This is a genomic window from Parabacteroides hominis, assembly GCF_014287585.1.
Classification (GTDB): Bacteria; Bacteroidota; Bacteroidia; order Bacteroidales; family Tannerellaceae; genus Parabacteroides; species Parabacteroides hominis.
This window is the reverse complement of the sequence record NZ_JACOOJ010000045.1, coordinates 20,963-36,965: the sequence shown is the minus strand read 5'-3', so window position 1 is coordinate 36,965 and position 16,003 is coordinate 20,963. Positions and strand designations below refer to the sequence as shown.

At 47.0% G+C, this 16,003-nt stretch carries 16 protein-coding genes; 8 read left to right on the top strand and 8 right to left on the bottom strand.

The window, feature by feature from the left end; all coding sequences use genetic code 11:
- Window positions 1–205 precede the first annotated feature (205 nt).
- From H8S65_RS18335 to H8S65_RS18305, 7 genes are read left to right on the top strand one after another with little or no spacing between them, the layout of a single operon-like run.
- On the top strand, window positions 206–1,078 hold the full coding sequence (locus tag H8S65_RS18335; protein WP_186931296.1) for a YicC/YloC family endoribonuclease: 873 nt from the start codon (window positions 206–208) through the stop codon (window positions 1,076–1,078).
- 10 nt (window positions 1,079–1,088) lie between these two features.
- On the top strand, window positions 1,089–1,658 hold the full coding sequence (gene gmk, locus H8S65_RS18330; protein WP_186931295.1) for a guanylate kinase: 570 nt from the start codon (window positions 1,089–1,091) through the stop codon (window positions 1,656–1,658).
- Window positions 1,655–1,828: a hypothetical protein gene (locus tag H8S65_RS18325; protein ID WP_186931294.1), complete on the top strand. Its 174-nt coding sequence runs from the start codon at window positions 1,655–1,657 to the stop codon at window positions 1,826–1,828. The genes gmk and H8S65_RS18325 overlap by 4 nt, the downstream gene beginning before the upstream one ends.
- Window positions 1,813–2,424 (top strand): nicotinate (nicotinamide) nucleotide adenylyltransferase, encoded by a 612-nt coding sequence (gene nadD / locus H8S65_RS18320; protein ID WP_186931293.1) that lies wholly within the window; start codon window positions 1,813–1,815, stop codon window positions 2,422–2,424. Before H8S65_RS18325 ends, nadD begins: the two co-directional genes overlap by 16 nt.
- A gap of 46 nt (window positions 2,425–2,470) precedes the next feature.
- Entirely contained in the window at window positions 2,471–4,201 is a 1,731-nt protein-coding gene (gene lysS, locus H8S65_RS18315; RefSeq protein WP_186931292.1) for a lysine--tRNA ligase, read from the top strand.
- A gap of 12 nt (window positions 4,202–4,213) precedes the next feature.
- Entirely contained in the window at window positions 4,214–5,209 is a 996-nt protein-coding gene (locus H8S65_RS18310; RefSeq protein ID WP_186931291.1) for an NAD(P)H-dependent glycerol-3-phosphate dehydrogenase, read from the top strand.
- A 10-nt stretch (window positions 5,210–5,219) separates the two neighbouring features.
- Window positions 5,220–6,563, top strand: coding sequence for a glucose-6-phosphate isomerase (locus H8S65_RS18305; protein WP_186931290.1), 1,344 nt, complete (start codon window positions 5,220–5,222; stop codon window positions 6,561–6,563).
- A gap of 143 nt (window positions 6,564–6,706) precedes the next feature.
- Here the strand turns inward: H8S65_RS18305 and H8S65_RS18300 are convergent, their stop codons facing one another.
- Window positions 6,707–7,315 (bottom strand): hypothetical protein, encoded by a 609-nt coding sequence (locus H8S65_RS18300; RefSeq protein WP_186931289.1) that lies wholly within the window; start codon window positions 7,313–7,315, stop codon window positions 6,707–6,709.
- A gap of 118 nt (window positions 7,316–7,433) precedes the next feature.
- On the opposite strand from H8S65_RS18300, the gene H8S65_RS18295 reads away from it, so the two are divergent.
- On the top strand, window positions 7,434–8,168 hold the full coding sequence (locus tag H8S65_RS18295) for an inorganic diphosphatase (RefSeq protein ID WP_186931288.1): 735 nt from the start codon (window positions 7,434–7,436) through the stop codon (window positions 8,166–8,168).
- A 97-nt stretch (window positions 8,169–8,265) separates the two neighbouring features.
- Here H8S65_RS18295 and H8S65_RS18290 read toward each other — a convergent pair whose 3' ends face one another.
- The 7 genes from H8S65_RS18290 to H8S65_RS18260 form a co-directional block, all read right to left on the bottom strand.
- Window positions 8,266–9,153, bottom strand: coding sequence for a sugar phosphate isomerase/epimerase family protein (locus H8S65_RS18290; RefSeq protein WP_186931287.1), 888 nt, complete (start codon window positions 9,151–9,153; stop codon window positions 8,266–8,268).
- Between the two features lie 142 nt (window positions 9,154–9,295).
- Complete coding sequence (locus H8S65_RS18285) at window positions 9,296–10,540, bottom strand: ABC transporter permease (protein ID WP_186931286.1); 1,245 nt, start codon at window positions 10,538–10,540, stop codon at window positions 9,296–9,298.
- 11 nt (window positions 10,541–10,551) lie between these two features.
- Window positions 10,552–11,730, bottom strand: a complete 1,179-nt coding sequence (locus tag H8S65_RS18280) for an ABC transporter permease (protein WP_186931285.1) — start codon at window positions 11,728–11,730, stop codon at window positions 10,552–10,554.
- 18 nt (window positions 11,731–11,748) lie between these two features.
- The gene (locus H8S65_RS18275; RefSeq protein ID WP_186931284.1) at window positions 11,749–12,756 is read right to left on the bottom strand and encodes an HlyD family secretion protein; all 1,008 of its coding nucleotides are present in this window, start codon (window positions 12,754–12,756) and stop codon (window positions 11,749–11,751) included.
- Between the two features lie 25 nt (window positions 12,757–12,781).
- Window positions 12,782–14,167: a TolC family protein gene (locus tag H8S65_RS18270; RefSeq protein WP_186931283.1), complete on the bottom strand. Its 1,386-nt coding sequence runs from the start codon at window positions 14,165–14,167 to the stop codon at window positions 12,782–12,784.
- Between the two features lie 230 nt (window positions 14,168–14,397).
- Complete coding sequence (locus tag H8S65_RS18265) at window positions 14,398–14,997, bottom strand: Crp/Fnr family transcriptional regulator (RefSeq protein WP_186931282.1); 600 nt, start codon at window positions 14,995–14,997, stop codon at window positions 14,398–14,400.
- Window positions 14,998–14,999: 2 nt separating this feature from the next.
- On the bottom strand, window positions 15,000–15,905 hold the full coding sequence (locus H8S65_RS18260) for a DUF8429 coiled-coil domain-containing protein (RefSeq protein WP_186931297.1): 906 nt from the start codon (window positions 15,903–15,905) through the stop codon (window positions 15,000–15,002).
- Window positions 15,906–16,003: the final 98 nt, after the last annotated feature.

Here is a 16,003-nt window from a genome sequence, read left to right as displayed (position 1 = left end):
AATATTCACTGAGAACGGATAATTTGAATGTCTCGCTGAACATTCTTCTGGGCTTTCTTTTTTTCATTTCTATACTTTTGTAAGACCCAAAAGGTGTCAAGCTATTTCAGTACAAGACAGGAAGCCCGACTTTTTCCAAAATTGTCAATTGTCAATTGCCTATTGTCAATTGATTAACTATCTTTGCAATCTAATTTTTAGAACAATGATACAATCAATGACAGGATTCGGTAAGGTTACAGCCGAACTCCCTTCTAAAAAAGTAACCGTAGAAATAAAGGCTCTGAACAGCAAGCAACTGGATTTATCGACCCGCATTCCTTCCGTCTACAAAGAAAAAGAAATGCAAATACGCAGTTTGTTACTCCAGTCGCTTGAACGTGGGAAGGTCGAATTTAATATATTCATCGAGTATATTGGTAAAGACACGCCCACACAGATCAACCTGGCTGCGGTGGAAAATTACTACAATCAGATCAAAGAGATTGCCGACAAACTGAATATATCGCTTCCCGCCGATTGGTTCCAGACACTGCTCCGCATGCCGGACGTGATCAAGACAGAGGCCCAGGAAGTAAACGAAGAGGAATGGAATGTTGTTGAAAAAGCAATAAAAGAGGCTATCCAGCATCTCTGCGATTTCCGTATCCAGGAAGGCGCCATGTTGCAAAAGTTGTTCGAACAGAAAATCGCCAATATAGCCCGTCTGCTTTCGGAAGTCGAACTTTACGAAAAGGAACGGATCGAAAAAGTCAAAGCCCGCATCATGGACAACCTCGAAAAGATTGCCGGACAGGACTACGACAAGAACCGTTTCGAGCAGGAGATGATCTATTACATCGAAAAGCTGGACGTAAACGAAGAAAAGAACCGCCTGGATAACCATCTGAAGTATTTTATCAGCACGATGGAAAGCGGACAAGGACAAGGCAAGAAGCTCGGTTTCATCGCCCAGGAAATGGGACGTGAGATCAACACGCTCGGCTCGAAAAGCAACCACGCGGAAATGCAAAAGATCGTCGTCCAGATGAAAGACGAACTGGAACAGATCAAGGAACAAGTATTAAACGTATTATAATCATCGACAAATGGCTGGCAAACTGATCATATTCTCCGCTCCGTCAGGTTCGGGCAAATCTACTATCATCAATTTCCTGCTGAAGCAGAACCTGAACCTGCATTTCTCTATCTCGGCTACCAGCCGGACCCCGCGCGGAACGGAAAAGGACGGGGTGGAATATTATTTCCTCACGCCGGATGAATTCCGTGCCCGTATAGCCGCAGGAGATTTTCTGGAATACGAAGAGGTCTATACCGACAAATATTACGGCACGCTGAAAAGCGAGGTGGAAAGAAGGTTGGCAGGCGGTGACAACGTAATATTCGACGTCGACGTAGTGGGCGGTTGTAACATCAAGAAATTTTATGCCGACCGCGCCCTGTCTGTCTTTATCCAGCCTCCCTGTATCGAAGACCTGCGCAAACGTCTGGAAGGACGTGGCACGGACGCTCCGGAAGTAATCGAAAGCCGTATTGCAAAAGCCGAGTTCGAGTTGGGTTTTGCCGACAAGTTTGACGTGATCATAGTGAACGACAAGTTAGAAGTGGCACAGGAAGAAGCATTAAAAGTGATAAAAGAGTTTCTTGAAAAAGCATGAATAACAAGAACTTATCCAAAAAGTGGTTATACACGTTTATTATAATAGCAATTGCCGCCCTTGCCACCTGCGTTGTCGGTCTGTATAATAAAGAATACATTATCGCAATCGGCACGGGGTTGGTATTTGGCGTACAAGTCTTCAATATCATCAAGTGGAAACGAAACTAACACGGCATACGGAAGAGAAACGGAAAACCGGCATCTATTCCGGTTCCTTCAACCCGGTTCACATCGGCCACCTGGCATTAGCCAACTGGTTGTGTGAATTCACGGAGCTGGACGAGCTATGGTTTCTGATCACCCCCCACAACCCGCTAAAAGAGAAGGAAGAGCTGATGGATGACCGGCTCCGCTATGAACTGGTAAAGAAATCCATCGCCGGCTACCCCAAGTTTCATGCCAGCGACTTCGAGTTTTCCCTTCCTCAGCCTACTTATACCATCAACACGCTCCGGGCATTGGAAGCAAGCTATCCGGATCGTGAATTCTATTTTATCATGGGTGCGGACAATTGGAAATATATTACCCGGTGGGTAGAATACGAAGCCATCATTTCCAATTATCCGATCTTCATCTATCCGCGCAAAGGATTCGATGTCGAAATACCGGCACAATATCCTCATATAAAAAAGGTAGACGCCCCCTTGATCGAAATATCCTCAACCTTTATACGTGAAGCATTCGAGACCGGGAAAGATGTCCGTTTCTTTCTGCCTGAAGCCATACGTTTCGAAAAGTCGCATACGTTTTTAGGCAATAAGTAAGAAAAGTTTTGTACTTTTGCGCCGTATTATACAAAATAATAGCGTAATGAATCTATTAGAACTGAGTGAACAGGAAATCATAAGACGTAACAGCATGGAGCAGTTGCGCCAGATGGGGATAGAACCTTATCCCGCAGCTGAGTATGTAACGAACGCATTTTCCAAAGAAATAAAAGAGAATTTTAAAGATGATGCGGAACCCCGTCCCGTAAGTATTGCCGGTCGTATCATGAGCCGCCGTATCATGGGAAAGGCTTCCTTCATGGAATTGCAGGATTCAGAAGGCAGAATACAGGTTTACATCTCTCGCGATGACATTTGCCCGGAAGAAAACAAAGATCTGTATAACATCGTTTTCAAGAAGTTGCTCGATATCGGCGACTTTGTCGGAATCAAAGGTTTCGTATTCCGTACGCAGATGGGCGAAATTTCCGTTCATGCACAAGAAATAACAGTATTATCCAAATCACTCAAGCCACTACCAGTTGTCAAATACAAAGACGGTGTGGCATACGATGGATTCAACGACCCGGAATTGCGTTACCGCCAACGCTATGTCGACCTGGTGGTTAACGACGGCGTAAAAGATATCTTCATGAAGCGTGCAGCCGTTATTAAAACGATGCGTACCGCTTTAGACGAAGCTGGATATACGGAAGTAGAAACTCCGATTCTGCAATCCATTCCCGGAGGAGCAAGCGCACGTCCGTTCATCACACACCATAACTCACTGGATATCGGCCTCTATCTGCGTATCGCAACCGAACTGTATCTGAAACGATTGATCGTCGGAGGTTTCGAAGGCGTTTACGAAATCGGCAAGAACTTCCGTAACGAAGGTATGGACCGTACGCACAACCCGGAATTCACCTGTATGGAGCTTTACGTTCAATATAAGGACTACAACTGGATGATGAACTTCACCGAACAGTTGTTGGAGCGTATCTGCATCGCCGTCAACGGTACATGTGAAAGCGTAGTCGACGGCAAGACCATCAACTTCAAAGCTCCTTACCGCCGCCTGCCGATCCTGGATGCAATCAAGGAAAAGACCGGTTACGACCTGAATGGCAAGAGCGAAGACGAGATCCGCACAATTTGCAAGGAATTGAAACTGGAAATCGACGAGACTATGGGTAAAGGCAAGCTGATCGACGAAATCTTCGGCGAATTCTGCGAAGGCACGTTTATCCAGCCGACTTTCATCATCGACTATCCGGTCGAGATGAGTCCGCTGACCAAGATGCACCGGAGCAAACCGGGATTGACCGAACGCTTCGAGCTGATGATCAACGGTAAAGAAGTGGCAAACGCCTATAGCGAGTTGAACGACCCGATCGACCAGGAAGAACGCTTTAAAGAGCAATTGCGCCTGAGCGAAAAAGGGGACGACGAAGCGATGTTCATCGACCAGGACTTCTTGCGCGCCCTGCAATTCGGTATGCCCCCGACATCCGGTATCGGTATCGGTATCGATCGTCTGGTTATGTTGATGACAGGCCAGACGACTATTCAGGAAGTATTGCTCTTCCCTCAGATGCGTCCGGAAAAGACAGTCAAGAAAGATGCGGCTGACAAATACGTTGCATTGGGTATCGACGAAGCATGGGTTCCCGCTTTGCAAAAAGCCGGATATATTACAATCGACACGTTGGCCGATGTCAATCCCAACAAGCTAAGACAGGAACTCTGCGAAATGAATAAGAAATACAAACTGGAATTGCAAAACCCCTCTGCCGAAGAAGTGGAGGCATGGATTACCAACGCAGCCAAATAACAGAGTAATACTATGAAGTTGCCCGGAAAAATTGCAATAATGGGAGGTGGTAGCTGGGCTACCGCCTTGGCCAAGATTGTACTTTCTACACAAGATAGTATTAACTGGTATATGCGTCGGCCAGACCAGGTGGAAGAGTTTCTGTTGTTAGGACATAACCCCAGCTACCTGTCTGCCGTCAAATTCGACACTGACAAAATCAAATTCTACACGGATATCAACGAAGTAATCAAAGATTCGGACACCTTGATTTTCGCTACCCCGTCTCCTTTTCTAAAGCAGCATTTGATGAAGGTAACGACCTCCATGCAGGACAAATTCATCATTTCGGCCATCAAGGGGATCGTACCAGACGAAAATATGCTCGTAGCCGATTATTTTGCCGAATACTACAATGTCCCGATCGACAATATCGCCGTTATCGGCGGTCCGTGCCATGCCGAAGAGATCGCTCTCGAACGGTTGTCCTACATCACACTGGCCTGTCCGAATATCGAGAACGCAAGAGCCTTCTCGTCCGTATTCAAGAACCAGTACCTGAACAACTCCTGTTGCAAGGATGTTACAGGTATTGAATATGCTTCCGTATTGAAAAACGTATACGCCATTGTCGCAGGTATCTGCCATGGCATGAAATACGGAGACAACTTTTTAGCTGTTTTCATCTGTAACGCCATCGAAGAGATGCGCAACTTCCTCGACGCCGTACACGGGCTGGAACGGGATGTGACAGATTCGGTATATCTCGGCGATCTATTAGTGACCGCCTATTCCCGGTTCAGCCGCAACCGTACGTTCGGAACCATGATCGGAAAAGGCTATTCCGTCAAAATAGCCCAGCTCGAAATGGAAATGATCGCCGAAGGATATTACGGAACCAAATGTATCCGTGAGATAAACGAAAAATATAAAGTAAACATGCCGATCCTGGATACTTTATATAGTATTCTATACGAAAAAAAATCGCCGACTACCGCGATACGGCAGTTGACTGAAACATTTAAATAATAATGTAAATATGAAGAACATCAGTCTTAACATTGACAAAGCACTGGGTACTGTTACGAAAGAACAGGTGTACGCCCAGGCTGAAAAGGCTAACGAATGTAATGCCACTTTACAAAATGGTAATGGAGCAGGTAACGACTTTTTAGGTTGGTTGCACCTCCCCTCTTCTATTACAGATGCCGAATTGACAGACATCGAAAATACGGCTAACGTGCTTCGTTCCAAATGTGAAGTTGTTGTTGCCATCGGTATCGGCGGTAGCTATTTAGGAACAAAGGCCGTGGTAGAAGCATTGAACAACAGCTTCGACTGGTTACATACGGACCGTAAGAACCCGGTTTTAGTATATGCCGGACACAATATCGGTGAAGATTACCTGTATGAACTTTGCGAAATCCTGAAAGGCAAACAGTTCGGTCTGATCAATATCTCCAAATCCGGTACGACTACCGAACCGGCTTTAGCTTTCCGTATGCTGAAAAAGCAATTGGAAGACGCCGTCGGCAAAGAAGAAGCGAAACACCGGATCGTTGCCATCACGGATGCCAAAAGAGGCGCTCTCCGCACGCTGGCTGACCAGGAAGGCTACAAGACATTCATTATCCCTGACAACGTTGGCGGTCGGTTCTCCGTACTGACTCCGGTCGGTTTGCTGCCTATCGCCGTTGCCGGTATCAGTATCCGCGACCTGGTTGCAGGAGCCGTTTCGATGGAAAAGGCGACAGACGTAAGCGTTCCTTTTGCTGAAAACATGGCAGAAATCTATGCGGCTACACGCAACGAATTATATAAGAGCGGCAAGAAGGTTGAAATCCTCGCTAACTTCCACCCGAAACTCCACTACATCGCTGAATGGTGGAAACAGTTGTACGGTGAAAGCGAAGGCAAGGACGGTAAGGGGATTTTCCCGGCTTCCGTCGACCTGACGACCGACCTGCACTCTATGGGTCAGTGGATCCAGGATGGCGAACGCACGATCTTCGAAACCGTTATATCTGTTGAAGAACCGACTCACAAGGTGCTTGTCCCGACTGACGAAGCGAACTTGGACGGTCTGAACTTCCTCGCCGGCAAACGTGTGGACGAAGTGAACAAGATGGCAGAATTAGGTACTCAGTTAGCCCATGTAGACGGTGGTGTCCCTAACCTGAAGATCACCATGCCGGAAGTAAGCCCTTACTACATCGGCCAGTTGTTCTATTTCTTCGAACGGGCTTGTGGTATCAGCGGTTACATGTTAGGTGTAAACCCGTTCGACCAGCCGGGAGTAGAAGCCTACAAAAAGAACATGTTTGCCCTGCTGAACAAACCGGGCTACGAAAAGGAAAGCGAAGCGATCCGCGCACGGTTGTAATTAGCAGTTACACAACGTAAACAACTATTTACGGGGGCTGTATTAAAATCCCGTTTGCCATCCCGGACTTGATCCGTCATGGCAAACGGGATTTTATACAGCCCCCTAAGTCATATCTATTAGTAAACGGAATATACTCGATCTTACATCCTGTAGCGCAATCCGGCTATTACCGTACCCATATGCCCGAAACCGGCTTCCACGAAACCGGCTATTTGCCGACCGACTTCGATTCCTATCGGGGAAACCTGGTACATAAAGAAAGCCTTTGTAGCTGTTTTTTCTTCCGGGCGCGATTCTGTGTTGATATAAGTAGCTTTTGTCGTTGCGATAGCGACTCCGGCATTTATACGGGAATAGAGCGTAATGAAATTATAGTTATACCAATTATACTTGACAGAGGGGCAGATAGAATGGAAAGAATTATAGAAATCACCTACCAGTCTCGTGTCGCGGACAATCCGCTTGTCACTATTCGTGTAGGAATAGACAACCCCGAACCCTAAATTGTCGTCCGGATAAAAGAGATAACTAATGTTCAAGGAACCGAACTTACCCTTATCATCAAACAAATCCGCACCGGTAGAAGGAGCCGGATTAAAATAGTCTTCATAATAGCTGAGTAAATCTGCGACCGGCAGACCACCATAACTCAACGATACCTCATGTTGCAAATCTGTCCAATCCTGGGCTTTCGCCTGATAACTCAGGCAACACAACATGGCTGCTAACAACAATAAACCCTTTTTCATACTCTTCTGATTTTATTGGTAATTATTATGGCCCGGACGCCGGGATACTTGTACCAAAGATAAAGATTTCTATCAGATTTTAGTAACTTTGCAAAAGTTTTTTAAGCGTAAAAAAGAAATGATTCAAGAAGCAATCGCCCGATATCTGCAAAAGCAGCAACAAACTTTTCTTTCTCCCAAGGCCGTACTTTTCGATATGGATGGCGTCCTGTACGATTCCATGCGTTTTCACGCCCGTGCCTGGTACGAAACGGCCACTCGCCACCAGTTGACTTCTACCCCGGAGCTATTCTACCTGTATGAAGGCCGGACAGGTGAAAGCACGATCAACGAACTGTATCAAAAGACCTTCCAGCGGGATGCGACCGATGAGGAAAAGAAGTCCATCTACGAAGAAAAAGCAGTCTTGTTCAATCAATATAATGATGAAAAGGCGATGCAAGGAGCAGCCGAGGTATTGGAAGCGGCAAGAGCCTCCGGCCTGCAAACACTCGTCGTAACCGGGAGCGGACAACACAGCCTGATCAACAAGCTGGAACATACCTACCCAGGCTATTTCAAACGGGAAAAGATGGTGACGGCCTTCGACGTGAAGTTAGGTAAACCCCACCCCGAACCCTATCTGATGGGATTGGAAAAAGCAGGCGTTAAAGCCCATGAAGCCTTCGTCGTTGAGAACGCCCCGATGGGTGTACAAGCGGGAGTAGCAGCCGGGATTTTCACGATAGCGGTCAATACCGGACCATTGGATGACCGGGTCTTACTCGACGCCGGCGCCAACCTGCTTTATCCGAGCATGACGGCTTTAGCGGAGGATTGGGAGAATCTTATGAGTGCGATCAAGAACTCTTAATAAATTCAGGGAGGTGTTTCAAAACTATCCTGTCCCCGTGCTTGACGCGGGGACAAGGGGTTTTGAAACACCTCCCTGAAAAACTTATAAAAACTTCTTACTTCACATAATCCGCCTTATTCAGGTAATCATAGCTCTGCTGGACGCTGGCAACCGGATCGTTCTGGGTGTACTGTTCGACTTCAACATACCAGTCTTTGATATTGTTTGCATACATCTGATCAAAAATAGGTTTGAAGTCCATCTTGCCACTGGCACCGATTTCCTTTTCGTCTTTGATATGGACTGCCTTGAACTGGCTCGGACGGTTCTTCAGATAAGCAACCGGATCACCGCCGCCTTCCTGTACCCAATACACATCCATTTCAAAGAATACATGATTCGGGCTTACATTATCCAACAAGAAGTCGTAGATCAGCTGGTCTTCGATTTTGCGGAATTCAAAGTCATGGTTGTGATAACCGAATGCGATGCTGGCGGCTGCCGTCTTATAACCGACGGTGTTGAAATAGTCGCAATACATCTTCAAGTCGTCCAAAGTCGTCTGATTGGTAACCGGCATCCACGGCTGAACCATGTATTTAACACCCAATTCATTATGCGCATCGATAGCCTGATCCCACCAACTCATCACTTCGGCTTCTTTTTCCTTAGTGAAAGCTTGTCCTAAATGAGCGCTCGTACATTTCATGCCCAAGTCGTTCACCATCTTCTTGAACTCAGCCGGAGCCAAGCCATAGATCTTGCCATTGTCATAGCTGGCTGTTTCAAGATTCTTATAGCCCATCTTGGAAGCCGTTTCCAATACCTTCTGGATTCCTTCTTCTTTTACAAGGTCTCTTAAGGAATATAGCTGAAGCCCGATATACTTGGAGGACTCGGAAGCTGACGCTTTACCGGCACAAGAAGATAACAACTGAGGCATCACCATACCCCCTGCGAGCATTAACGAAGCCCGCTTTAAAAACTCACGTCTGTTCTGCATAGTACTAAAAAATTAAGTTTGCTTTGAGAATTTCTACAAAAGTAAAACTATATTCGGTGGATTCTAACATAATAACGTTAAAATCATCAAAACAGAGTCACAAAACTGTCTTATCTTCTTTTACCGGCAAAAGGAACACCCCTCAAAGAGCCTGCTTCATCTTCATATACCGGTACTGTTTTATAATCATCTTCCGGCTACGGATAATTTGGAAACGGTAGATCACGCAAGCCAGTATGAAGTAGACACCTGCCTGAATCCATAACGTATGATATTCACGTATCACCTCGTTTAATGTCGCCCCACAAGTATTGATGCGGATAAATCCCTGGATGCCCGGTGTCGAGGGGAACAGATACCCTATGGCCTGCCAAAACGGAGGAATCGCTTCTTTCGGCCAGGAAACGCCGGAGATGAATATCAAGATCACAGACGTAAAGACAAACACCAGCATAGGAGCCTCGCGGGTTGTCATAAAACCGGACAAGGTCATGGCAAAGAAGATCGAGGCAAACAGATACGGCAGGATGAACAGCAAGATCGTAACCGGGTCGCCCACCTGAGGCAGAGAGAAGAGCTTCGGCACGACAGCTAATACCCAGATGCAGACAACCACATAAATCAAGATATAGGTCAGAGACTTGCCTAACACGATACGCAACGTCCCGTTGAAATGCCGGCTGATCGGGACAAGGCTGTGGAAGCGGTTCTTTTCACGTGCTGTCCCTCCTAACATACCGATCCCTAAAACCAGTGTTTGCTGGATAACTAAAATCAGGATAGCCGGAACTAAAAAACTGGCAAAGCCGTTCTGCGTATTGAAGAGGGTCACGGATTCATAAGGAATCGGATTGACCGTTATTTCCTCCTGCTTTGCCGATGCGCCCGGAGCATTATGCATCCGTATTTCTTTCCCTAAGTCGAGCGACACTTCCGTTGCCGCCAGCAAAAACGCTTTATAAAACAGCAGGCTGCTCATATCGCAATACAAGGGAACCGTCGTCTGCTTGCCCGTATGCAAATCCTTACTGAACTCGGTCGGGAAATAGAGGATTCCATAGGCTTCTTTCCTGTCCAGCATCCGCTTGGCCTCCTCCATATCCGTCGAGACGGCGACTACCCTGACATCGGGCGTGGCATTCACACGACGGGTAAACTCGCGGCTCAGATAAGAGTCGGACTGATCCACGACCACCATCTTCGCCTCGTGTACCACCTCGTTATTATAAATAAAGGAATAGAGCAATGGATAGGCAAAAGGGACCAGAAAAAAGAAGATCAGCACACCCTCGTCCTTGAAGACATTTTTCAACTCGTCTTTCCAGATGTAAAAGGTATCTAAGATTCCTTCCTTGATTATATATCGTAAACGATGTTCTCTTTTCATTACTTTCTGTTTTACGGAATATATTTAAAGTACAACAACGCGTTCTTCAGGTTCTTTCCGATCAGGAAAGGCAAAACGAGAAATCCCATGAGCCAGGCATATTCGGTCCAGCTATAGAAGAAAGGCCTTCCGTTCAAAGCCTGGTCGACATAGATCAGGAAATAGTGCCGGAGCGGGAACAGGTCGGAGAGCGCCTGCAAAGTAGGGTCCATCCCCAGCACCGGGAAAGAGAATCCGACGATAGAAAAAGCGATCATCCCGAACAGGCAGGCGAAGCTCAACCCTAAACGGAAAGTCGGCAACACCCCGATCATGAAGATCCCGACCGCCTGCGAAGCAATCACCAACAAGAATAGAGCCGACAACATCGGTAGCCAGCCACTATTCAATGGGAACGAATTGAACCCGTACAAGGCCGCCGCATATAAGAATGAGACGATCGTAAAAATCACCGTATGGGGCAATATCTTCCCTATGAGGCTCACCGTAAGCGAGTTTCCACCCATCTGCAACCATTCGCGAGCCGTCGAGTATTTAATCTCGGAACCGATACTCAACACCGTCACCAAGAAAATCATCAATTGCAAAACACCAGGCAAGAGGGTGTTGTTCAGATAGACCGAATAGTTGAGCCACGGATTCCCGATCGCGTGCGTGTCGATCACGATCGGCTGGAGCTGCGCCATAATCTGGTCTTCGGTATAGCCATGTGCCAGTCCCGTTTGAAGTCCGACCGAAGCACCTGCCAAAACAGACATGGTTTTCATATCCCGGAACAGCAGGGACGCGGCAATAAGATAAGTCCCGTTCGTATAGAACGACAACTTGGGCTGCCGCCCTGCCGTCGCATCCACACCGAAATTCTTCGGGATATAGAAGATGCCGTAAACTTTTCCTTCCTGCATTGCCTGGCGGGCTTCCTCGAACGAGACGGTCGTCAGTGCCACCTTCGTCTGCTCGAAAGCATCCAACTGGCGGGCTAAGTTACGGGAATTGGAAGAGCCGTCCATGTCTACAACCGCAACAGGCATATTGGTCGGCAAGCCCTCCTTCATCAACGAAAGGAAAAAGACCACACAGATAGTCGGAGCCACCAACATACAGAAGAAGTAGACCGGGTCTTTGCAAATCCTGAGAACCTCACGCTTTGCAATTGACAATTGACAATTGACAATTGATAATCGACTCATTGATTTATTTTTCAATCTTTAATTCTCAATTTTTAATTTCTTAATGACAGACATTCCAGGACGCAAGTCGGCCACCTTCTCCACCGGACGGGCACGCACTTCGAATGTCTTGGAGTCGAACTGCCCGTTCGTTTTCGTCGCTTTCCAGGCGGCATAGGTTCCCATATCTTTCATATAATAGACTTTCAACTTGATCGGCCGGTTATCTAACGCCGGGATAAAAGCGTCTAATTCGGAACCGATCTTGATGTCTTTCAGATGGTCTTCACGGATACTGAAGGTCACCCACATATCATTGAGATCGGTGATATTCATGATCGGAGCGCCTGTACCGACCAGTTCGCCCACTTCCGGAAAACGTTCGGACACTTCGCCATCGATCGGTGAGACAAGTGCCGCTTCCTTCAAGTAGGATTCCACTTCGGCAACCGCTCCGCCAGCCTGTTGTACAAGGGCGGCGGCGGCGGCCTTATCTTCCGCACGAGCTCCGTCTACGGCCATATCATACTGGGATTTGGCGGCTTTTTCAGTAGCGATCATCGCCTTGTAATTGGCTTCCGCCTCATCGCGTTTCTGAGCAGACATTACCCCTTTGTCAAAAAGGTTTTGTACGCGTGTATAAGATTTCTGAGCAATATCCAACCCTGCCTTCGCCTTCTGCCACATTTCATATGCCCCTGCTATCTCCTGCGCGCGGGCTCCCTTGACAGCCTTTGCGTTCTGGGCTTCAGCGGCACGGCGCACGGCCTCTGCCTGCTGGAGCTTGGCAAGGACTTCGGGCGTATCCAAGAAGACAAGCGTGTCGCCCGCTTTCACCTTATCGCCTTCACCGAAACGATACGCCTCGATCCGTCCGGGCACTTTGCCGGAAATACGAACTTGCGTAGCTTCCGCCTGCCCCATGATGATATCGTCCGGCGGCGTCAGTAAAAAGAAACCGGTTAATGCGACTAATCCGACCACACCTAAGAATGTGATAAATGCCAGCAGCATGTTGTTGATCGAAAACTTTTTATTCTCGTTCATAAGAGTATGTATTATTTTTTAATTTTTAATTCCCAATTTTTAATTCCCCCATCGCTTTTGTCAAGTAGACTTCCGTCAGTTTCACCTCTATCTGCGCATCTATCAGGCTGGAACGAGCCGCCACCCAGGCCGTCTGCGCCTGCATCAGGTTAAGAGCCGGGATTACGCCTTCTTCAAATCCGAGGTTGGCATGGCGGAGATTCTCTTCCGCATTCTCCATATTACGGGTGGAGGCGATCAGTTTTTTGTTCGCTTCATTGACTTTGTAGACGGATTGGTTGACCTGCAATTCCACCTTTTCGCGGGCATCCTGCAACTCCAGCGCCTTGATGCGTGTCTCGGCACGGGCCGAATTGCGCTTATAGCTTCCCTCCCACCATCCGGAAAGCGGTACTTTCACCATTACGCCGACATTGAACATCCCGGCAAATTCGTTTTTGAAGCCATTCATGGAATTAGGGTTCGTAATCAGGTAGTTCGCCATAAACGCCACATTCGGCAACATATCCGACAATACGATCCGTTCTTTGCGCTTATAAATCTTAGCCGCCAGGTCGAGGCTCTTCAACTCGTTACGGTTCATGAAAGCCTCGTTCACATCGGCAGCCGTAATGGAGGGTTCTGTCGGGAAATCTTCGATATCTTCATCCGCCAAAGCAAGCGATTCTTCCAATGGCAACCCGCATATCTGTGCCAATAACATGCGGGAAAGGGCCAGGCCGTTATCGACTTTCGTCTGTGCCATCTCGGCTTCGTTCAGCTTGACTTTAACGGAGAGTCCGTCGGCTTCGGTCGCTACTCCCTCGTTAATCATTGCCGTTATATCGTGATCGGTCTTGCGGAGCAAATCGACATAGGCATCGGCTAACTTCTTCTTATTCACTAAAGAAATCACCTGCCAATAGGTTTCATCGGTTTTATAGATGACATCCTGCAATTGCTGGTCATTCATCGACTCGGCCAATTGCTTGGCGTACTTGGTAATCTGATTGTAATTGATAATCTTGCCCCCCATAAACACAGGTTGCACAAGTGAAACGCTTCCCACCCAGATATTCTGGATGTCGAGGTGTTGCAAGTCGTCCACCCCTTCCATCAACTTTCCAAACACGGGCAACTGGGCGATCGGTCCGAGAGCCCCTCCGATAGAAGTGCTCAACGCTCCCATATCTAAGAGGTTGATATCTTTCTGGTTCCACATATACGCTCCGGTCGCCGAGAGTCCAGGGAAGTATTTGGTGAATGCGGCGTTTTTCTCATAGCCGGCTATTTTAATCTTTTCCCCCGAAATCTTCAACTCTTTGTTGTTCTGAATAGCCAGCCCACGGCATTCCTCCAACGTCAGCGTACGCCCGGCACTTGCATAGCCCGACGAAACCAGTAATACGACTAATACGACAAATCTTTTCATCTTTATCTTGTTTTATTCGGATTCTTTTCTAAACGATGCAAAAGTACAGGTTCGCTTTAAATATAAAATTGAACTAATTCAATAATTGCTTTCTTATATGTCCTCAGGCATATAGTTTCACTTGGTTTCTTACCTATGAAACCTTTGTTTCCCTACGAAGAAACTATAGTTTCTTGGCGGGGAAACTATAGTTTCATGCCTACGAAACTTTTTTCCGCCGCCTATCCGGTTCAAGTGAATGAGAGGACTTTCCGCTTCAACTTGCAATACCAGGCATTGCTGATTCCCATATAATGGGCGATATACTTATCGGGAACCCGATTGATTATCCACGCATAGTTCGTGTAGAGGAACTGGATGAACTCTTCCGCCGTGGAGGAAAGGCGGACGGCCAACAGGACATCCAACTTATAGATGATCGTCAACATGATATTCTGATAATAGGAAGCAAACAAAGGGTAACGGAACGAAAGGCTCTCGATATGGTCGCGGGAGAAGCAGAGCAACTCGCCGGCTTCAAGCGCCTTGATCTCGAATTCGGAAGGCTGCTTGGTGAAATAGCCGATGGCGGAAAGGAACGGAAACATATTATCGGCCGCAAAGCCGGTGACACATTCATTTCCATTCTCGTTTACATATAGATTGATGAACAGGCCTTTGTTGATGAAATAGGCGTCCTGGCACAACTCGCCCGTACGCAACAGATAATCCCCTTTCTTCACGTAGATTACCTTCGCGTTTTTTTCCAGTTCGCCGAGAAAAGCATCATCGCGGGCGAGGGTTTCCGGCAGGTCGGCAAGTAGTCGCGCGAAATGAACATCCGTTTCCATTGCTATTTTTCGAGTGTGAAACTTTTACGGCCGATCAGGTTACCATCCGCAAATATATCGACCCGGTATGTGCCCGGAGAAAGGAACTCCTCGATATTCCAGTACATCGTAACCGGCAATTCCTCTCCGTCATATTCGACCAGCTTCTTCATGGAGTAATTGATTTCTTTTCCTTCGAAGGTAAAGACATCGGCACGGCTCTTCAACAGGATATCGTCGTCCGGCTTCATGATACGCACATAAATCGTCTTCTCCCCGACCGGAGCCGTAATGTTCTTGCCGATCCGGAAGTCAACGACAAATTGTTCCATCTTCTTGATCACCTTCGCCTTCTTTCCGCGGCCATTGACAGGGGTTACATTGATGCCCGTCGCATCCAGCCGGCTTGCCAGTGTGACGCGTTCCGTCAGTTTCTCTTTTTCCTTTTTAAGCGTGGTAGCGGTGGAGGAAGCCTGTTTGTATTTCTTTACCGCTTCGTTCTTTTCCACTTTCAACTGTTCGTTGGCACGGTTCAGGGAGTCGATCTGGACTACATAGTTACGCATGATTTTACGCAATGTCTGCAATTCCTTCTTCAGGCGGGCGATCTCTTTCGTATTTGTCGCTTTTACGGTGCGAAGTTCTTCCTGCAAGCGTTGTACTTTGGCTTGCTCGGTAGACAATAGGTTAAGCAACGAGTCGTTACCTATATTAAATTTATATCCTTCATATTGGAGAGACAATTCGTTAAATTCATCTTCCAACGATTCCTTATCCAGGACATAAGCCTGTTCCAAGTCTTCCATCTGCTGTTTCTGATGGAAAATATAATAGGAAGCACCGGCGATAATCAACAATAACACAACCACTGCCATGATCAGCAGTGACATCTTATTTATTTCTTTTGTCTCTTTCTTTTCAGCATCCATACGGTTACGATTAAAAATGAACATGCAAAGGTAGTATTTAATAAGTTGTTTAAAAAAGGAGGACGGCTTATTATACTTTTTTTAAGAAAAAAGAGGAT